The sequence below is a fragment of the Pseudomonas oryzihabitans genome (assembly GCF_001518815.1).
In the GTDB taxonomy this organism is placed as follows: Bacteria; Pseudomonadota; Gammaproteobacteria; order Pseudomonadales; family Pseudomonadaceae; genus Chryseomonas; species Chryseomonas oryzihabitans_E.
Window position 1 is genome coordinate 3,518,658 of sequence record NZ_CP013987.1, and the last position, 20,035, is coordinate 3,538,692.

Sequence of the window (20,035 nt, forward strand, 5' to 3'; positions counted from 1 at the left end):
TGCCCCGCTGACCGGCGGCACCGACTCACATTTAGCGCCACCTGTTCAATCATTCAACGATCCTTGTATTATTGAATCATGAATGAAGATCTCGCTGTATCCGCCCTTGCCGCCCTTGCCCACGCCCAGCGCCTGCGGGTCTTTCGAGCGCTAGTGGTCGCGGGGGCCGAAGGGCTCACTCCCAGCCTGCTGGCCGACCAACTCGACGTGGCGCGCAGCAATCTCTCCTTCCATCTCAAGGAGCTGGCCAATGCCGGCCTGGTCACGGTGGAACAGCAGGGCCGCAACCTCATCTATCGCGCCGCCTATGGCCAGATGAACGCCCTGCTCGGCTATCTCACCGAGCACTGTTGCGCCGGTGTCGACTGCGCGGTCACCGACACCGCCCGCTGCCTCTGCTGACCCGTCCGGGCAAAGCTCCTACCCCTGACCCTTCACCGACCTCCACCAGGCCCGCCATGAACAGTCCACCCTCCTGCCCGCCGACAGCCCCCCGCATGAACACCTTCGAGCGCTACCTCAGCCTGTGGGTCGCGCTGTGCATCCTGGCTGGCATCGCCCTGGGCCAGGTGGCGCCCGGTCTCTTCCGCTTCATCGGCCGGATCGAGGTGGCTCAGGTCAATCTGCCGGTCGGCCTGCTGATCTGGGTGATGATCGTGCCGATGCTGCTCAAGGTGGATTTCAGCGCCCTGGGCCAGGTACGTCATCACTGGCGCGGGATCGGCGTCACCCTGTTCGTCAACTGGGCGATCAAGCCCTTCTCCATGGCCCTGCTCGCCTGGCTGTTCATTCGCCAGCTCTTCGCCCCCTGGCTGCCGACCGAGCAGCTGGACAGCTACATCGCCGGCCTGATCCTGCTGGCGGCGGCGCCCTGCACCGCCATGGTCTTCGTCTGGAGTCGGCTCACCCAGGGTGATCCGCTGTTCACCCTGTCCCAGGTCGCGCTGAACGACACCCTCATGGTGTTCGCCTTCGCCCCCATCGTCGGCCTGTTGCTGGGGCTGTCGTCGATCGCGGTGCCCTGGGCCACCCTGCTGATTTCGGTGGTCCTCTACATCGTGCTGCCGGTGATCCTTGCCCAGCTCTGGCGGCGCGCGCTGCTGCGCCAGGGCCAGGCGGCCTTCGACCGCGCCCTGGCTCGCCTGGGGCCGCTCTCGATCGCGGCGCTGCTGGCCACCCTGGTGCTGCTGTTCGCCTTCCAGGGGGAAGCCATCCTGGCGCAGCCGCTGGTGATCGCCCTGCTGGCTGTGCCCATCCTGATCCAGGTGCTGTTCAATTCGGCGCTGGCCTACTGGCTGAATCGCCTGGTGGGCGAGAGCCACAGCGTCGCCTGTCCGTCGGCGCTGATCGGCGCCAGCAACTTCTTCGAACTGGCCGTGGCCGCCGCCATCAGCCTGTTCGGCTTCCACTCGGGAGCCGCCCTGGCTACCGTGGTGGGCGTCCTCATCGAGGTACCGCTGATGCTGCTGGTCGTGCGCCTGGTGAACGGTTCACGCGGCTGGTACGAACGCGGCGCCCTCTCCTCCCGTCGAGACCTCCCATGAGCAGCGACATCACCATCTATCACAACCCCGCCTGCGGCACGTCGCGCAACGTGCTGAGCCTGATTCGCAACAGCGGCGTCGAGCCGACGGTCATCCACTACCTGGAGACACCGCCCGATAGGGCGCAGCTGGAACGGCTGATCGCGGACCTGCGCATGCCCGTGCGCGACCTCCTGCGCCAGAAAGGCACGCCCTATGCCGAGCTGGGGCTGGACGATCCGCAACTGGACGACGCGGCGCTGATCGCCGCCATGCTGCACCATCCCATCCTGATCAACAGACCCATCGTCGTGACGCCCCTGGGCACCCGGCTCTGCCGGCCCTCGGAGCAGGTGCTGGAGATCCTGCCCGAGCCGCAGCGCGGGCCCTTCGTCAAGGAAGACGGCGAGGTGGTGGTACCGCCTGCGGCGCCGCGCGGCTGATCGGGGCCGCCATGCGCGACATTGCCCGCGATAAGGACAGCGCCTGGCAGGTCTTCCTGATCTTTCTGCGCCTGGGCTGCACCAGCTTTGGCGGCCCCATCGCCCACCTGGGCTATTTCCGCCAGGCCTTCGTCGTTCGCCGGCGCTGGCTGGACGAGCCCGCCTACGCCGAACTGGTCGCCCTTTGCCAGCTCTTGCCCGGCCCCACCAGCAGCCAGGTCGGCATGGCCCTGGGTCTGGGCCGCGCCAGGGGCTGGGGCCTGCTGGCGGCCTGGCTAGGCTTCACCCTGCCCTCCGCGCTATTGCTGATCCTCTTCGCCCTCGGTCTCGCCCGCTATCCAGAGCTGGCCGACTCGGCGGCGGTGCATGGCCTCAAGGTTTTCGCCGTGGCGGTAGTGGCCCAGGCGGTCTGGAGCATGGGCCGCACGCTGTGCCCGGATACCCGGCGCCGCGTCGTCGCCCTGATCGTTGCCGGTCTCACCCTCTGGCTGCCTGGCTCAACCGGTCAGCTACTGGGGCTGGGGCTTGCCGCCCTGGTCGGTCGCCTGGCACTGGCGCCGACTGCCACGCCGCCGGCCCTGGTCCTACAAATGGGACCCTCCCGGCGCCTGGGTGTCGTCGCCCTGCTGCTGTTCCTGCTGCCGCTTCTGCTGTTGCCCGCCTGGGGTAGCCTAGGCGAGGGCGTCTACCGCGCCGGCGCCCTGGTGTTCGGCGGCGGCCATGTCGTGCTACCGCTGCTGCAGGCGGTGGTGGTCCCCACTGGCCTGGTCAGCGATGGCCAGGTGCTGGCCGGCTATGGCCTCGCCCAGGCCGTGCCCGGACCGCTGTTTACCTTTGCCGCCTACCTTGGCGCCCTGGTGCCCTCGGCGCTCCCCGCCTGGTTCAACGGCCTGCTCTGGACCCTGCTGATCTTTCTGCCCGGCACCCTCCTCCTGCTTGCCGCCCTGCCCTTCTGGCAGAGCCTGCGCCAGCACCTCGGCTGGCAACGCGCATTAACCGGGCTCAATGCCGGCGTGGTCGGCCTGCTGCTGGCGGCGCTCTACGATCCGGTCTGGACGGGTGCCATCCACGACCTGCTGGACGTCGCCCTGGCCGCGCTGGCCCTGGCGCTGCTCTTGCGTACCCGCTGGTCCCCGGTACTGATCGCGCTGTTGGTCGTCCTATTCGTCAGTCTATTGAACTTTTAGCGCACTACCGTTTGGCGGCGTGCCACTAGTGGCCCGATGAAATTGCGGTGTGGTTCGCTGTAGCTCCGTGAAAAGCTAGGCACTGTCGGCGTGACGTTCAGCTGTCAGAAACGTCTTGCCTTGCGCGAGAACGTGTCCAGCGAGCGCTCGGCCTGACATGCATTAAGGATGACCGCCATGACCTACAAGAATCCCCTGGACACCGCCGCTCCTCTCTTCACCTCTGCCTTCGCCAAGGCGCCCCTGGCCGCCGCGCCTGCCAAGCCGGCCGGCACCGCTGATGGCGTCACCTACTACGCCTTCCACAGCCAGCCGCGTCTCACGCTCGACATCAATGCCGCCCCCGAGCAGGTAGGCTTCGCCAAGACCTTCGATGCCAAGGGCCCGCACTATGCGGCCGGCTCGACCCTGAGCGAACTGACCCTGACCGGTCATTGGGAAGACCAGGTCACCCGCCTCGACGGCCATACCCGCGGCGCCACCGCCAGCGATAGCACCCTGGATTCAAGCATCGCCAAGCTGACCGTCAGCCTCACCGACGTGCCGACCAATCAGTTCAATGAAAGCGATCTGATCACCCTGGACAACTTCGATGGCCTGCAGACCTTCGACGGCTCTACCTCCACTGCCGGCCTATCGATTGACTTCCTGCATGGCTACACCGAAGGCCATGACTACGCCTATGCCAGCCAGAGCGCCTTCCTGAAGAGCGTGATCACCGGCAGCGGCAAGGACTCGGTGAGTGTCAGCACCATCGCCGCCGCGGAACTGGACAGCGTCGCCTCCCTCGCACACTCGCGGGTCAAGGCCATCACCGTCGATACCGGCGCCGGTGGCGATCAGATCGGCGCTCACATCCAGCAGGCCGACGTCATCATCAACGCCGGCGCTGGCAACGATTACGTCGACCTGCTGTTCACCAAAGGCGTAGCCGCCCACAACGCCAACCTGAACGGCAGCTACGGCCACGGGGCCACCATTACCCTGGGCGAAGGGCCCGATTACCTGAGCCTCGAACCCAGTCTGGTCAACTTCGATGGCAGTAGCAGCGCCGCCGCCAACCGTTCCCTGGCCGCCAACCATGTGACGGTCACGGACTACAACGCGAACGATGACCACATCATCTTCGGCTTCGCGGTGTACGACGAGAAAGCCGTGGTCACCATCCAAGACGCCGCCCTGGCGCAAGCGACCAGCCTGTTCGCCGCGCTCAACACCGTGACCCAGTCCACCACCGGCCTGGTCAATGCCGCCGTCTTCCACTACGGCCAGGACACCTATGTCTTCCGTGACGCAGGCTACGAAGGCCAGGTCGACAACTTGGACTCGCTGATCCAACTGGTAGGCGTTCATAACCTTGATGACGTCGCCAGCACCGTCTCCGCTCGTGAGCGCTATGAGCCGGGCGGTAGCCTCGGCTGGGGTTGATCTACCTGAACGCCATGGCCGCCCCAACCGGGCGGCTCCCCTGCTGCTTCTGTGAGGTATTCGTGGCTTGCCGAAGAAGTCGGGCACTCACAGCGCGGACCCAGGGTCTGTCTAGCGATACCCTTTCGAACACGAGGAACGCGCGATGAAGATCCTGATGGTCCTGACCTCCCACGACCAGCTCGGCGACACCGGCAAGAAAACCGGCTTCTGGCTGGAAGAATTCGCCGCCCCCTACTACGTCTTCAAGGACGCCGGCGCCCAGATCGCCCTGGCCTCCCCGGCTGGCGGCCAACCCCCGCTGGACCCCAAGAGCGACGCCCCCGACGCTCAGACCGAGTCCACCGAGCGCTTCAAGAACGACCCCGAAGCGCAGCAGGCTTTGGCCAATACGGTCAAGCTGGCTGAAGTGCAGGCCGACGATTACGACGGCCTCTTCTACCCCGGCGGCCATGGCCCGCTCTGGGACCTCGCCGAATCCCGCGACTCCATCGCCCTGCTCGAAGCCTTCGCCCAGTCCAACAAACCCTTCGGCCTGGTCTGCCACGCCCCGGGTGTACTGCGCCACGTCAAGGCCGGCGACGGCACCCCGCTGGTCAAGGGCCGCACCGTAACTGGCTTCACCAACAGCGAAGAAGCCGGCGTGCAACTCACCGACGTGGTGCCCTTCCTGGTGGAAGACGAACTCAAGAAGCTCGGCGCCCGCTACGAGAAAGGCGCAGACTGGGGCGAGTTCGTGGTGGAAGACGGCAACCTGGTCACCGGCCAGAATCCGGCCAGTTCGGAAGCAGCGGCGGATGCCTTGTTGACCAAGCTGGGCTGAGCGTCCCGGACATGAAAAAGCCCGCCTAATGGCGGGCTTTTTCATGGTGGCCTATCACCACCTATTTAGCGGCGCGCATGCCAGAGACCTGACCGCAAGGCTGCGGATCAGCATCGTCCAGCCCCTACCGACACCTTGGACGCTCTGGTTCGCGAGCCTGTAACCTCAGGTCTCGCACCTTTCACCGATAGCGCTTGCCGGCGGTTGATCGTCAAGGCTGTTCGAGAGCGCTCGCTTACCCCTATTACGATTGACTAATCGAATGAGATCAAAGTGCCATTGGTCGTAAAGGGTGTGGAAATCCAAGGGGCGGCCGACACCCTCTCATAAGCGAAGCGTTTAGCCCTGCTTCGCCCAGACTGGAAAGGACATTCCGTGCGGCTATCTAACTGGTCGTATTTTCAGAGCATTGCCTGATGAAGAAAACCCTACTTGGCATGCGAGCCTTGATGTCCGTGCCCAAGGACAATCCTGGCCTGGTCAAGGCGCAATACCTTGCGCTGTCTCGCCAGCTGCCGATGATGTACTTCATCCTGCTGATCAACACCCTGATGCTGGCGGGCACCCACTATGCCGTCGCACCACGCTGGCTGGTGGTGTATTGCCCGTTGCTCATGACGCTGTTCGGCGTGATCCGGGCGACGGAATGGATCCGCACGCGCAATCAACCGCGCAGCCCAGCGCAGATGCTGACGGCGTTGAAACGTACCAATGGGCTCGCGCCTGTCGTGGCCCTGGCGTTCACCGCCTGGCCACTGGCGCTGTTTCCCTATGGCGACAGTTACACCCAGGCGCATGTCGCCTTCTATATGGCGATCACCGTCATCGGCTGCATCTTCTGCATGATGCACCTGCTGCCCGCTGCCCTCGCCACCACCGCCGTGGTCAACACGGCCTTCGTGGTGTTCTTCGCGTCCACCGGCATCATCACCTTCGTAGCCACGGCGATCGACGTCCTGCTGGTGTCCATCGCCATGCTGATCATTCTCAGGGCGCAGTACGCCGACTTCACCCGCCTGGTGAACATACAGGCGCAAACAGCCAAGCTCAGCGAGGAAAACCTCAAGCTCGCCAACCAGGACAGCCTGACCGGCCTGGCCAATCGGCGGCAGTTCTTTGCCCGCCTCGATACCCTGCTGGCCGACGCGCGCGCGCAGGGGACCCGCCTGGCCGTGGGCCTGATCGACCTGGACGGCTTCAAGCCGGTCAACGACATCTATGGCCATAGCGTGGGCGACCGGCTGCTCTATCAGGTCGGCCAGCGCCTCAGCGGACTGCTCGATGAGGACGTCCACCTGGCTCGCCTGGGCGGCGACGAATTCAGCCTGATCATCACCCGGGTCTTGAACGACGAGCAGCTGCGGACCTTTGGCGAAAAGGTCTGTGCCAGCCTGCGCGAGCCCTTCCTGCTGGTGGTCATGCCCATCCAGATCAGTGGCTCGCTGGGCATCGCAACCTTTCCCGACCAGGCCTTTACCGCCACGGACGTCTATGAACACGCCGACTACGCCCTGTACCAGAGCAAGCGCCACCGCCCCGGCACGGCCTGCCTGTTCAGCACCGCCCATCGCCAGCAACTCAATCGCGAAGGCCTGACCGAACAGGCCCTGCGCCGAGCCGATCTGGAACGCGAGTTCTACATGGTCTTCCAGCCCATCGTGGACATCCACAGCAAGCAGACCGTGGCCTTCGAGGCCCTGGCCCGCTGGGAAAGTCCGGAGCTGGGCAACGTGCCGCCCGGTGACTTCATCCCGACCGCCGAGCGCGTCGGCATGGTCAATCGCCTCACCCTGCCCTTGCTAGGCAAGGCACTGAAGGCGGCCGCGCAATGGCCTGCCGGTATCCGCCTGGCCTTCAATCTCTCCGCCCACGACTGTGGCTCGGAGGACGCCGCTCAGCAGATCGTCGAGCTGATCAAGCGCAGCGGTTTCGACCCGGCCTGTCTCGACCTGGAAATCACTGAAACCGCCGCCATCCAGGACCTGCCCCAGACCCAGCGCGCCATCAGCCGCTTTCGCGAACTGGGCTGCGGCATCTCCCTCGACGACTTTGGCACCGGCTACTCCAGCCTGAGCCAGATCCACGCGCTGTCGCTGACCAAACTCAAGGTGGACCGCACCTTCGTCACCGACCTCCACCTAGACCCGGCCAGCTTCAAGATCGTCAAATCCCTGATCGCCCTGTGCCAGGACATGCAGCTGGAATGCATCGTAGAAGGGGTGGAGACCGCTGCAGAACTGGGTGCGCTGAAGAATCTTGGATGTACGCGGGCGCAGGGTTATCTGTTCGCCAAGCCGATGCGGGCGAGTGAGATTAGGGGTTGGTTGGAGGGGGAGCATTTGGCTGAGGTGCTGGAGGTTTGATTTGTCGAGAGGGCGAGGTGCGATAGGCGCTTATGCTCTAGCAGCAACTCGAGTTCGATCTTGTCGCCTACGACTACCCCCCTTACCAGCAGGCTTGCGAAGGGCCTCCCAGTACTCCATCGAGGGCCTCTCAAAGAATGCGAGGCAACTCGATGAATACGAGGCCCATAGAACACTACCAGAGGGCATTTGAACGTGCTAAACCTAGATAAAACACGACAAGAAATACATGAAACCATTGACTCAAAAAACGAGCTAGCTCTAGCAAAGGTGCGTGGACAGCTGAGCTGGTTATCGCACACAGATAAAAACTATAAAAACTCAGAAAAGACCTGGATCCTCAAAGCTCAGGAGGGAACACTTGAAAAGTTTCGAGACATATATAGAATATCAAGGCTAGAAAGCGACATAGAATTAGTGTCGCTTGCACGCAATTTATTTGAAAACATAATATGGCTAAAGCTTTTCAATAAAGATCACGGCTACGGCTTAGTGTTCTACTATCAGCTACTTAATGAACAAATAAAGAGCCAAGAGCAAGTCATCAAAAAAGCTCAAGGCGAGATCGAGCTATTCGAAGAGCTGGCAGAAGAAGACAAACCCGACCTTGAAACATACGAAAATTTAATGAGCAAGGGTGATATCTCTGAAGCAGGTATAGATACTGTGGAAAAGTTCCTCTCCGATCAAAGAGCCGCAGTGGACTCTAAAGCCAGAAATTCTTTTTCAATATATGCCGAAGCTGCAAAACAAAATGGCTATTCTTATCAAGCTCATCTAATAAAAACCAAAGTCATCCCACATCACCAGGAACGAATATCCGTATTGCAAAACCACCTTGAGGATCTAAAAAAATCACACACTGAAGCCGACCTCTCAAAGCTAAAGGAGCTTGGACTAAACATACGATGGAATTGGCACGATAAGGCAAAAAATGTTGGGATGTCTGATCATTACTATTTTCTCTACGCTTTCACAAGTCGATCCTTACATTGCACAGCGATGAACGTCATAACTCCAAAAGCTCTAGACGATAGCGAGAGAAATCTTTTGCTGGACTACATCTTTATCACCAGCAAAAATTGCTACAACGAGATAGAGTCAATTAGTTACCACGGAAAGGTCAACTTAGTTCACGTAGATATATAACAGCCACAGCTAAGCGCCTTGCCTCGCTTTGTCTATTGCAGTGCTGTCCACATGCAGAGTACAAGAAGTGTTATCCGAGTGCTGAAATGGATCTCTTCTTCCTTTCACAACTTCTGTGCCGATAGCTCACCGCATACCCGATTCTAGCCTATGAAAAATTAACGAGACAGTATTCCCGCCCCGCATTAAAAATACAACTAAATCCAACTTTATATCTCACTATCCATTCCGTGGCTACCGGCGTGGAGCACTAGGTCGGCAAGCCAGTCGCCGGAATAATGCGTGGCGACGGATCAACTGGCAGTTCGGTCGCGTCCGTGGCGGACCAACTATCGCTTGACTGCTCTTTATTCTCCCGCATGCTCTCCAATATTTGATGAAAGGGGTTTCGGGGACGATGTTCGAAATTACTGGCGCACAAGTCGCGAACCTCAATGACGCCGATCTGCGGACATTAGTCGCGCGTCTTGCCTTGGCAGAGTTGCGGGCGCAGGGTTGCCCCAGTTCGTCGGTAACGGCTGGTGGCAATCAGGATGCGGCCGATGGCGGCCTTGATGTCCGGGTCGAGTGCCCGTCCGCACTGGTGATGCCGGATTTCGTACCGCGCCAGCACGTAGGGTTTCAGGTGAAAAAGCCCGACATGCCGGCGAGCGCAATCCGCGATGAGATGCGTCCTGGCGGCGTACTACGGCCGGTCATCGCCGAACTCGCCGCTCGCTCGGGTGCCTACATCATCGTCAGCGCGCAAGGGTCAGTCGCAGACAAGCCCCTGAGCGATCGTCGCGATGCGATCCGAGCGCAGCTCGAAGATCTGCCTGAGGCCGAGCAGTTGCATAGCGACTTCTATGATCGCGACCGGCTAGCGACATGGGTCAATCACTATCCCGGAATTGCCGCTTGGGTCCGCACGCGGCTCGGCATCGGTATGTCTGGCTGGAGCAGCATCGGCGATTGGTGCGGCGTCGGCGTGAGCGAAGAGACGCCCTATCTCTTCAACGACAAGGCTTGCCTAACCGATGAACGAACGAGCGATCGCGAGCAACTCACCATTGGTGAGGGTATCGCTCGGCTTCGCGTTTCTCTGACCAACGCTCGCCAATGTATCCGGTTGATTGGCTTGTCCGGTCTCGGAAAGACTCGTCTCGTGCAGGCACTGTTCGAGGATGGTGTCGGCGAGGCAGCGCTCGACCCGGGGCTTGCCGTTTATACCGACTATTCGGTCGAGACTGACCCAACCGCCCGGGACATGGCGCGCCAGCTAGTTATCGCACGGCAACGTGCGATCCTGATCGTCGATAACTGCAATCCGGCGACGCACAGCGAACTTGCCCGCATCTGTTCGGGAGCGGGGAGCCAGGTCAGCCTCCTCACGGTCGAATATGATGTTCGCGACGATGAGCCCGAGCGTACCGAGGTCTTTCGCCTGCAATCAGCATCGCCCGAAATGGTGGAACTGTGGCTGGAAAAGACCTTCCCTAATGTGACGCAGGTGGACCGGCGCACGATATCGGAGTTCAGCGACGGTAATTTCCGTGTGGCGCGCGCGCTCGCCGAAACCCTCGGGAAAGGCGAGACCCTGGGAAAGCTCAAGAGCCGTGACCTCTTCGAGCGGATTTTTCACCAGCGCAACGAGCCCGACCGGGATCTCCTTTCCGCCGCCGAAGACCTTGCGCTGCTCTATTCGATCGATGGCGAAGACACATCGGAAAGCAGCGAACTTGCGCGGGTTGCTGCTATTCGCTGCGCTTCCATGGCGACGATATATGCGGCGCTGAACACGCTTCGTCAGCGCGGGATCGCGCAGCTGCGCGGACGGTGGCGCGCGATCCTGCCGCACGCGATCGCCAACCCGCTCGCCGGGTTCGCCCTCGAACGCATGCCCCCGGCCGATTTTGATCGCTTCTGCGCGTCGCTCACGGCGCGCATGCAGAAGTCCCTTTCGCGCCGCCTCGGCTATCTGCACGACAGCGCCGAGGCACGGGCCGCGGTCGAGCGCTGGCTCGGTGCCGACGGTCTTCTTGGCGATCTCACGGCGTTGGGCGAAGACGGCCTCCAGATCATCACGAATATCGCTCCGGTCGCGCCCGATGCCGTGCTCGCAAGGATCGAGCGAGACGTGGCGGGGCCGCGCGGCGCCGAGATACTCAATCCGCAGTCGAGCGACCGATGGCAGTGGATACGGTTGATCAAGCTCCTCGCTTACGATTCACCGCTATTCGACCGCGCTGCGACATTGCTTGCCCGGTTCCTTTCCGCCGAACCGCCCAATCAGAACAACAACTCGGCATCGGACATGTTGGCCGAGCTGTTTCACCTGTACCTGTCGGGCACCAAGGCATTGCCAGATCAGCGGCGATCGCTTGTGCGCCGGCTCGCGCAATCCGGTGATCCGGCTTTGGTGCGCTGCGCCGGCGTCGCCCTCAATGCGCTGCTGAAGGCCCACCATTTCAGTTCAACCAGCAATTTCGACTTCGGCGCCCGGTCACGCGACTATGGCTGGCACCCGCCAAAGCGTGGCGACATCTGGGCCTGGTACAACGGCGCGGTCGACTTGGCGGTCGAGCTTTCGCCAATCATCGAAAACGCCCGGGACCACCTTGCCCATAGCGTAAGGGAGCTGTGGCATTTCGGCGCCTGTCACGATGCGCTCGAACGGGCAGCGACCAACTTCTCTTCCGAGCGGCCCTGGATCGAGGGGTGGATCGGCTTCCGCACAGCGCTGCGTTTCGAGGGCGACGCTATGCCTGATGAGGTGCGCGCGCGTCTCACCGCGCTCATCAACCGCCTGAAACCCACCGATCTTCTCCATCAGGCCCGTGCGGTGGTACTGGGGCGCAGCAATTTCGGTTGGGATGTCGCTGACGGTGATGCCGACGACGGCGATATCATGAAGCCGTATGAGCGCGCCTCCCAGCTCGCGAAGGAGATCGGAACCGCGCTCGCGCACGACCCGGAGACGCGCGCTACCTTCATCGCCGAACTGCTCGTCGAACAACATCCGCAGCGCGCCTACGAGTGCGGCATCGGCCTGTCGGATGGCGCCGCCGATCTTGATGCGATTTGGCGGGAACTGCTGGGCCTCTTTTCTGCCGCCGATGTGGACAGCCGGAATGCGACGGTGCTGGGCGGGTTCATCCATGGAGCAAACGCCAGGGATTCGGCCTTCGCCGACGCCGCGCTGGAAGATGTGATCGAGAATCCCGATCTCGCCGCGAGCTTGCCCTATCTTCAGGCGCGTGTCGCTATCGATACCCAGGGCATTGCGCGGCTTCGGCGTGCGATTGAACGTGGCGTCCTGTCGGCGCGGATTTTTCACAGCATCGCTAATGGCAGCGTTGGCGAGTCTCCACCCGACGCGCTTGGGCCGCTGCTCACTGACATCGCCAGTCTCGCCGACGGCGTGGAGATCGCGCTCGATATCCTGCACATGCACTTCTACTGCGATCAGGAGGAGGGCCGACAACGCGCTCCATCCTTGATTGCCGTTGGCCGTGAGCTGCTGCTGCGCGCCGACTTCGGGAAGAAGCAGTCGTTTCGCGATTTTGGGCTGCATACCGTCATTCGGGTCTGCTGCGCCGGACCTGATGGTGCGGCGACGCTGCGCGAGATCTGCGCGCGGGTCCGGGTCGGGCTGGAGACCGTCTATCTCTCGTCCTACGATCTTGGTTATGTCTTGAAGGCGCTCTTCGAAACGCATCCCCTGATCGCTCTCGACGAATTCCTGCTTCCTGAGCTCCGGCCGAGGAATCAGGGACTGTTTGAGGGGGACTTTGGGTCTGGCACACCGGTGGAAGATGTCGGCGCCGAAACCCTTATTCAGTGGGCGAATATCGATCCCGATCGGCGCTATCCCATGCTTGGCAAAAGCATCCCCATGTTCAAGCGGCAGCACGGCGAAGAGGAGAATGGTGTCTCAACGCTTTTTCTGGAAATATTGGGCTATGCGCCAGACAAGCGGACGTTCCTCGATGATATGTGGTCGCGACTGCATCCGCGCAGCTGGAGCGGCTCGCTCGCCGATATCCTGGTTCAGCGTCGCGAGGCTATCACCACGCTGGGTGACAATGTTGGGGGCGAGGTTCAGCAATTAATCTCCGACATGCTGCCCAAACTCGAACGCTGGATCGAAAATGAGAGCAAGCGCGATCGGAAAGGCGAGGAGAGTTTCGAATAGTCACTGATCCATGCATCCCCAGCGGGGCTCTGACGCCGATCATCGCCTTCAGGTCGACGACTAATCGATTGGATTATTGAACCCCCCCCTAACCATAAACCGGATTTGCCATCACTCAAAACCAAAAGCCCGCAGTTACGCGGGCTTTTGGTTTTTCCTACTAGACGTACCGGTCTATGCCGGACGCGGGATCACTCCCACTCAATCGTCGCCGGCGGCTTGCTCGAGACGTCGTAGGTGACGCGGGAGATGCCGTCGATTTCGTTGATGATGCGGTTGGAGACCTTTTCCAGCAGCTCGTAGGGCAGATGGGCCCAGCGGGCGGTCATGAAGTCGATGGTTTCCACCGCGCGCAGGGCGACGACCCAGGCGTAGCGGCGGCCGTCGCCGACCACGCCGACGGATTTGACCGGCTGGAAGACGACGAAGGCCTGGCTGACCTTGTGGTACCAGTCGGCCTTGCGCAGCTCGGCGATGAAGATGTCGTCGGCGCGGCGCAGCAGGTCGGCGTATTCCTTCTTCACTTCGCCGAGGATGCGCACGCCCAGGCCCGGGCCCGGGAAGGGATGGCGGTAGACCATGTCGTAGGGCAGACCCAGCTCCAGGCCGATCTTGCGCACCTCGTCCTTGAACAGTTCGCGCAGCGGCTCGACCAGCTTGAGGTTCATCTCCTCGGGCAGGCCGCCGACGTTGTGGTGGGACTTGATGACATGGGCCTTGCCGGTCTTGGCGCCGGCCGACTCGATGACGTCGGGATAGATGGTGCCCTGGGCCAGGAACTTGATGTTGTCGAGCTTGCTGGCTTCGGCGTCGAAGACGTCGATGAAGGTGCGGCCGATGATCTTGCGCTTCTTCTCCGGGTCGGCTTCGCCCTCCAGGTTGGTCAGGAAGCGCTGCTCGGAGTTGGAGCGGATCACCTTGACGCCCATGTTCTCGGCGAACATGGCCATCACCTGGTCACCCTCGTGCAGGCGCAGGAGGCCGTTGTCGACGAAGACGCAGGTCAACTGGTCGCCGATGGCCTTGTGCAGCAGGGCCGCGACCACGGAGGAGTCGACGCCGCCGGAGAGGCCCAGCAGCACGTTGGCGCTGCCGACCTGGGCGCGCACCTGGGCGATGGCGTCCTCGACGATGTTGGCCGGGGTCCAGAGGGCTTCGCAGCCGCAGATGTCCTTCAGGAAGCGCGAGAGGATGCGCCCGCCCTGCTTGGTGTGGGTCACCTCGGGGTGGAACTGCACGCCGTACCAGCCACGCTCGTCGTCACCCATGGCGGCGATGGCGCAGCTGGGGGTGCTGGCGACGACGTGGAAGCCTTCCGGCAGCTTGCCGACCTTGTCGCCATGGCTCATCCAGACGTCCAGGCCGAGCACGCCGTCGTCGTCGAGGTGGTCCTGGATGCCTTCGAGCAGGCGGCTCTTGCCGACCACGTCGACCTTGGCATAGCCGAATTCACGGATGTTGGAGCCTTCGACCTTGCCGCCGAGTTGCTCGGCCATGGTCTGCATGCCGTAGCAGATGCCGAACAGCGGTACGCCCAGGTCGAACACCGCCTTGGGTGCGCGCGGGCTGCCGGCCTCATGGACCGACTCGGGCCCGCCGGCCAGGATGATGCCGCGCGGAGCGAAGGCACGGATATCGGCGTCGTCCATGTCGAAGGGGTGCAGCTCGCAATAGACGCCCAGTTCGCGCACGCGGCGGGCGATGAGCTGGGTGTACTGGGAGCCGAAGTCGAGGATGAGGATGCGGTGGGCGTGGATGTCTTGGGACATGGCCAGGTCTCGATAGCACTAGGTTCAGACGATTCGGGGCTGTCTAGACAGCCCCGAATCGCAACGATAAGAACAACAGATTAGGAATCAGCTAACGCGGTAGTTAGGCGCTTCCTTGGTGATCTGCACGTCGTGGACGTGGGATTCGGCCATGCCGGCGCCGGTGATGCGCACGAACTGCGGCTTGGTACGCATCTGCTCGACGGTGGCGCAACCGGTGTAGCCCATGGACGCACGCAGGCCGCCCATCAGCTGGTGGATGATCGCCGCCAGCGGGCCCTTGTAGGGGACGCGGCCTTCGATGCCCTCGGGTACCAGCTTCTCGGCACCAGAAGCGGAATCCTGGAAGTAGCGGTCGCTGGAGCCCTGGGTCTGGGACATGGCGCCCAGGGAGCCCATGCCGCGGTAGGACTTGTAGGAGCGCCCCTGGAACAGCTCGACCTCGCCCGGGGCCTCTTCGGTACCGGCGAACATGGAGCCCATCATCACGCAGTAGCCACCGGCGACAATGGCCTTGGACAGGTCGCCGGAGAAGCGGATGCCACCGTCGGCGATCAGCGGGACGCCGGTGCCTTCGAGGGCGGCAGCGACGTTGGCGATGGCGGAGATCTGCGGCACGCCGACACCGGCGACGATGCGGGTGGTGCAGATGGAGCCCGGGCCGATGCCGACCTTGACCGCATCGGCGCCGGCATCAGCCAGGGCCTTGGCGGCTTCGGCGGTGGCGATGTTGCCGCCGATCACCTGCACCTGGGGGTAGGTTTCCTTGACCCAGCGCACGCGCTCGATCACGCCCTTGGAGTGACCGTGGGCGGTGTCGACGACGATGACGTCGACGCCGGCGGCGACCAGGGCGGCCACGCGCTCGGGGGTCTCGGAACCGGTACCGACGGCCGCGCCGACGCGCAGGCTACCGGCGTCGTCCTTGCTGGCGTTGGGGTAGGCCTTGGCCTTCTCGATGTCCTTGACGGTCATCATGCCCTTGAGGGCGAAGGCTTCGTCGACGATCAGCACCTTCTCGATGCGGTGCTTGTGCAGCAGCTCGCGCACTTCCTGCTTGTCGGCGCCTTCGCGCACGGTGACCAGGCGATCCTTGGGGGTCATGACTTCGCGCACCGGTACATCGAGACGGGTCTCGAAGCGCACGTCGCGGGAGGTGACGATACCCACCAGGTCACGGCCGGAGATCACCGGGACACCGGAGATGTTGTGCAGGCGGGTCAGGTCGAACAGATCGCGCACGCTGGCATCGGCGTCGATGGTGATGGGGTCCTTCACCACGCCGGCCTCGAAGCGCTTGACCTTGCGGACTTCCGCGGCCTGCTGCTCGACGGTCATGTTCTTGTGGATGATGCCGATGCCGCCTTCCTGGGCCATGGCGATGGCCAGGCGGGACTCGGTCACGGTGTCCATGGCGGCGGACACCAGGGGAATGTTCAGCTCGATGCCACGGGTCAGGCGGGTCTTGAGACTGACGTCTTTCGGCAGGACATCCGAATAGCCGGGGATGAGGAGAACATCGTCGAACGTCAGGGCTTCTTGGCTGATGCGCAGCATGGCGGGCGCTCCCGGGCGGGAAAATTTAGGAGCGCGACATTATACCTGCGCTTGGGGATGGGCAGCAACGCGCCTGACACCAACGGTCGGAGGATTCGATTTACTTGAGAATGACTATCACTTTAGAATCGCCGCCACTTTTCCCGACCGCCCCGAGAACGCCCTTGAACACGCCGCCCAGAGCCCTTCGCCGTTTCGCTCCCTTCGCTTTCAGTACCCTGGCCCTGGCGACCAGTTCGGATCTGCTGGCGGCGGCTGACACTGCCCTCGCCCCCATGGACATCTCCGCCACGGCCAGCGAGGCCGACCAGGGCTATCGCGCGACCCGCGCCTCGACCGCGAGCAAGAGCGACGTGCCAATCAAGGAAGAGGCGCAGTCGGTGCAGGTGGTGACGCCCGAGACCCTCGGCGACTTCGAGGTGCGCAGCCTGGATGACGCCATGAAGTTCATCAGTGGCGTGACCCAGAGCAATACCCTGGCAGGCACCAAGGACAGCTTCGTCAAGCGCGGCTTCGGTACCAATGCCGATGGCTCCATCCTGAGAGACGGGGTACGTTCCAGCCTGTCGCACAACTTCGACGCCACCGCCGAGCGGGTCGAGGTGCTCAAGGGGCCGGCTTCTCTGCTCTATGGCGCCCTCGAACCCGGTGGCCTGATCAACGTGGTCAGCAAGCAGCCGCAATACCAGCAGCGCACCCGGCTCAGTGGTTCGGCCTACAGCGAGGGTGGCGGCAACCTGGGCCTGGATACCACCGGACCGATTGGCGACACCGGCCTGGCCTATCGCCTGATCGCCGAACGCCAGAGCGAGGACTATTGGCGCAACTATGGTGTCAGCCAGCACAGCCTGGTGGCGCCGTCGCTGTCCTGGACCGGCGAGCGTGCCAGCCTGACCCTGGCCTATTCCTACAATGACTACTCCGGCCCGGTGGATCGCGGCACGGTATTCGTCAACGGGCATCCGGCCAACGTCGACTACAACAAGCGGCTGGATGAGAAATGGGCCAAGGGCGATGGCATCACCGAGACCGCCAGTGCGCGCTTCGAGTACCAACTCAGCGACGACTGGAAGACCCGGCTGATCTACGCCTGGAACAACGACAGGTACAGCCTGAACTTCGCCCAGCCCATCTCCCTGGCCGCCAATGGCAACCTGCTGCGCGCCGGCAACGGCGCCGACTACGACTACGAGACCCAGTACACCAGTTGGGACTTCATCGGCAGCCAGGAGCTGTTCGGCCAGCGCCACGACCTGCTGGTCGGCATCGATCACGAAGAAAGCAGCCAGTACCGCGGCAAGACCTATCGCAACAACACGGCGTCCCGCCGCAACATCAATATCTTCGCGCCGGTGTACGGCAACCTGGCGGCGCCCAGCCTGCTCAGCGCCGCCCAGAGCGATCAGGACAGCGACCTGGACTCGACCTCCCTGTACTTCAAGGACAACTGGCACCTGAACGACCGCTGGATCCTGGTGCTGGGCGGGCGCTATCAGCAATTCGACCAGTACGCGGCCCAGGGCCTGGGCAACGCCCATGTGGTCAACCTGGACAAGCGCGATCATGCCGTCGTGCCGCTGGCCGGCCTGGTGTTCAAGGCGACCGATGAGCTGTCGCTGTATGGCAATTACAGTCGCTCCTTCGTCCCCAACACCACGGTCGACGACCGCGGCACCACCTTCGAGCCCGAAGAGGGCCGCAGCGTCGAGGTGGGCGCCAAGTACGACCTGACGCCGGGCCTGAACCTCAACGTCGCGCTCTACGACATCGAGAAGAAGAATGTGGTGACCACCCGCACCGTGGGAGGCCTGAGTATCAGCGAGGCCGCCGGCAAAGTGGGTTCGCGCGGGGTGGAAGTGGATCTCACCGGTCGCCTGGCCGAGCGCTGGGACATGATCGCCACCTATGCCTACGATCACACCGAGGTGCTCGACGATCCCAGCAACGAGGGCAATCGCCTGCCCCAGGCGCCCAAGCACAGCGGCAGCCTCTACCTGACCCACCACCTGCAGGTGCCGTCCAACCTGGGTGGCTGGCACCTCGGTGGCGGTGCCCGCTACGTCGGCGAACGGGCCGGCGATGCGGCCAACAGCTTCTACCTGAGCAGCTACACCGTGGCCGACGCCTTCCTGCGCTGGGACCTGCCGGTGACCGGCTACCAGGCGCGGCTGCAGCTGAACGTCGACAACCTGTTCGACAAAGAGTACTACCCGTCGAGCGCCAACAGCCCGCTGCAGGTGGCGGTGGGTGAGCCGCGAACAGCGCGGTTGAGTGCCACGGTGAGTTTCTGATCGGCCGTTCCCTCACCCCAGCCCTCTCCCAGGGGGAGAGGGCGACAAAGCGTAAAGCAGGAGCACTGCCCCTAGGGTGGCTGAGGGCGCAGCCCCAGCCACTGATCGCCACGTGCAATCCCGTGGAAAACGCTTCGCGGTTTTCCACGCTACGAACAAGGATGCATCGCCTGTAGGAGCGGCCCATGGCCGCGATCCGCTAGAAGCCTACCGTCACCCCAACCCTCTTCCATGTAGGAAGGGGCGGAGGGTGGCCGGTCGGAGCGGCCTGGCTTCCGTAGCGAGTGCCAGCCCCGAGGTGATGCTCTATCCTAGCCGCCCCGTCACGGGGCCTCGGCCCGCCTGGCGGGCCTCTTTCGGTCTTCAGCCAGTCCCCGTCATGCTCGATCGTCGCGCCTTTCTCCAGCTTGCCACCGGTACCGCCCTGCTCGCCGGCCTGCCCGGTCGGGTGTTCGCGCGTGCGGCGGTCACCGATGGCGAGTTTCCACGACAGGTAGAGCATGTGGTGGGTAGCACCACCCTCCTCCGCGCACCCCAGCGGGTGGCGGTGATTTCCACCGGCCAGCTGGACGCCGCCCTGAGCCTGGGCATGATCCCGGCCGGCACCACCCGGGTGGACAATCGCGAATTGGCACCCAGCTATCTGCGCACCGCCTTTGCCAGCCGCGCACCGGAGCTGGAGGCTATGGTCGACCTGGGCAGTCGCCAGGCGCCGGACCTGGAAGCCCTGGCGCGACTGGCGCCGGATCTGATCGTGCTCAACCGCACAGTGCTCAAGGCCGGCGGCCTGGAGCTGTTCTCGCGGATCGCCCCCACGGTGGTAGCGCGCGGCACCGGTAGCAACTGGCGGTCGGACTTCCTCTTGTTGGCCGATGCCCTGGGGCGGCGCCAGCAGGCCGAGCGCCTATTGGCTGATCTGGATCGGGATCTGGCCGGCCTGACGCAGCGCCTGGGGACTCAGCCGCCCTCCGCCTCCCTGCTGTTTTCCAGTGGCGCCCGGCTGCGCCTGATGGGGGCGGATTCCTTCGCCGGTGGGCTGCTGCAGGCCATGGGCGTGACGCGCCCGGCGGCCCAGCGCTTCAAGGGCACCTCGCGGGATGTCAGCGCCGAGTTGCTGGATCTGGCCGACGCCGACTGGTTGTTCTACGCCGAGCAGGGCACCGCCCTGGCCAGCCTGGCGCGGCAGCCGCTGTGGCCGCGGCTGACGGCAGTGAGCCGATCCCGAGCCATCCGCGTGGACACCGATGCCTTTTACCTCAACGCCGGTCCCCTCGCCGCACGCCAGGTGGTAACGACGGTCGCCACCGCCCTGGGGGTGGCATGACCCA

Annotated in this window: 13 protein-coding genes; 11 read left to right on the forward strand and 2 right to left on the reverse strand. The window is 63.1% G+C overall.

Features of this window, described 5'->3' with window-relative positions:
• Positions 1–78: 78 nt before the first annotated feature.
• From APT59_RS16050 to APT59_RS16085, 9 genes are all read left to right on the forward strand, one after another.
• Positions 79–402 (forward strand): ArsR/SmtB family transcription factor, encoded by a 324-nt coding sequence (locus APT59_RS16050; protein ID WP_059315768.1) that lies wholly within the window; start codon positions 79–81, stop codon positions 400–402.
• 95 nt (positions 403–497) lie between these two features.
• Entirely contained in the window at positions 498–1,544 is a 1,047-nt protein-coding gene (gene arsB, locus APT59_RS16055) for an ACR3 family arsenite efflux transporter (protein ID WP_059315769.1), read from the forward strand.
• A complete protein-coding gene (gene arsC / locus APT59_RS16060; protein ID WP_059315770.1) occupies positions 1,541–1,966 on the forward strand; it encodes an arsenate reductase (glutaredoxin) in 426 nt (141 codons plus the stop codon). Before arsB ends, arsC begins: the two co-directional genes overlap by 4 nt.
• 11 nt (positions 1,967–1,977) lie before the next feature.
• Positions 1,978–3,153 carry a chromate efflux transporter gene (gene chrA, locus APT59_RS16065; protein ID WP_059315771.1) on the forward strand — a complete coding sequence of 392 codons (1,176 nt, stop codon included), beginning with the start codon at positions 1,978–1,980 and terminating at the stop codon, positions 3,151–3,153.
• 177 nt (positions 3,154–3,330) lie between these two features.
• Entirely contained in the window at positions 3,331–4,581 is a 1,251-nt protein-coding gene (locus tag APT59_RS16070; RefSeq protein WP_059315772.1) for a hypothetical protein, read from the forward strand.
• A 145-nt stretch (positions 4,582–4,726) separates the two neighbouring features.
• The gene (locus APT59_RS16075) at positions 4,727–5,404 is read left to right on the forward strand and encodes a type 1 glutamine amidotransferase domain-containing protein (protein ID WP_059315773.1); all 678 of its coding nucleotides are present in this window, start codon (positions 4,727–4,729) and stop codon (positions 5,402–5,404) included.
• A gap of 416 nt (positions 5,405–5,820) precedes the next feature.
• On the forward strand, positions 5,821–7,767 hold the full coding sequence (locus APT59_RS16080) for a putative bifunctional diguanylate cyclase/phosphodiesterase (RefSeq protein ID WP_059315774.1): 1,947 nt from the start codon (positions 5,821–5,823) through the stop codon (positions 7,765–7,767).
• A gap of 195 nt (positions 7,768–7,962) precedes the next feature.
• Positions 7,963–8,916, forward strand: a complete 954-nt coding sequence (locus APT59_RS22465) for a DUF5677 domain-containing protein (RefSeq protein ID WP_156428968.1) — start codon at positions 7,963–7,965, stop codon at positions 8,914–8,916.
• A 397-nt stretch (positions 8,917–9,313) separates the two neighbouring features.
• Positions 9,314–13,090 (forward strand): hypothetical protein, encoded by a 3,777-nt coding sequence (locus APT59_RS16085; protein ID WP_059315775.1) that lies wholly within the window; start codon positions 9,314–9,316, stop codon positions 13,088–13,090.
• A 191-nt stretch (positions 13,091–13,281) separates the two neighbouring features.
• Here APT59_RS16085 and guaA read toward each other — a convergent pair whose 3' ends face one another.
• Positions 13,282–14,859, reverse strand: a complete 1,578-nt coding sequence (gene guaA / locus APT59_RS16090) for a glutamine-hydrolyzing GMP synthase (protein ID WP_059315776.1) — start codon at positions 14,857–14,859, stop codon at positions 13,282–13,284.
• 87 nt (positions 14,860–14,946) lie between these two features.
• Positions 14,947–16,416, reverse strand: coding sequence for an IMP dehydrogenase (gene guaB, locus APT59_RS16095; protein WP_059315777.1), 1,470 nt, complete (start codon positions 16,414–16,416; stop codon positions 14,947–14,949).
• 164 nt (positions 16,417–16,580) lie between these two features.
• On the opposite strand from guaB, the gene APT59_RS16100 reads away from it, so the two are divergent.
• Together APT59_RS16100 and APT59_RS16105 are read left to right on the forward strand one after the other, a co-directional pair.
• Positions 16,581–18,707, forward strand: a complete 2,127-nt coding sequence (locus APT59_RS16100) for a TonB-dependent siderophore receptor (protein ID WP_059315778.1) — start codon at positions 16,581–16,583, stop codon at positions 18,705–18,707.
• A gap of 379 nt (positions 18,708–19,086) precedes the next feature.
• Positions 19,087–20,031 (forward strand): iron-siderophore ABC transporter substrate-binding protein, encoded by a 945-nt coding sequence (locus APT59_RS16105; protein ID WP_059315779.1) that lies wholly within the window; start codon positions 19,087–19,089, stop codon positions 20,029–20,031.
• Positions 20,032–20,035: the final 4 nt, after the last annotated feature.

Coding starts and splice junctions, on each gene's coding strand:
- APT59_RS16075 (WP_059315773.1), top strand. CDS start 4,727: ATGAAGATCCTGATGGTCCTGACCTCCCACGACCAGCTCGGCGACACC.
- APT59_RS16080 (WP_059315774.1), top strand. CDS start 5,821: ATGAAGAAAACCCTACTTGGCATGCGAGCCTTGATGTCCGTGCCCAAG.
- arsB (WP_059315769.1), top strand. CDS start 498: ATGAACACCTTCGAGCGCTACCTCAGCCTGTGGGTCGCGCTGTGCATC.
- guaB (WP_059315777.1), bottom strand. CDS start 16,416: ATGCTGCGCATCAGCCAAGAAGCCCTGACGTTCGACGATGTTCTCCTC.
- chrA (WP_059315771.1), top strand. CDS start 1,978: ATGCGCGACATTGCCCGCGATAAGGACAGCGCCTGGCAGGTCTTCCTG.
- APT59_RS16085 (WP_059315775.1), top strand. CDS start 9,314: ATGTTCGAAATTACTGGCGCACAAGTCGCGAACCTCAATGACGCCGAT.
- APT59_RS16105 (WP_059315779.1), top strand. CDS start 19,087: ATGCTCGATCGTCGCGCCTTTCTCCAGCTTGCCACCGGTACCGCCCTG.
- guaA (WP_059315776.1), bottom strand. CDS start 14,859: ATGTCCCAAGACATCCACGCCCACCGCATCCTCATCCTCGACTTCGGC.
- APT59_RS16070 (WP_059315772.1), top strand. CDS start 3,331: ATGACCTACAAGAATCCCCTGGACACCGCCGCTCCTCTCTTCACCTCT.
- arsC (WP_059315770.1), top strand. CDS start 1,541: ATGAGCAGCGACATCACCATCTATCACAACCCCGCCTGCGGCACGTCG.
- APT59_RS16050 (WP_059315768.1), top strand. CDS start 79: ATGAATGAAGATCTCGCTGTATCCGCCCTTGCCGCCCTTGCCCACGCC.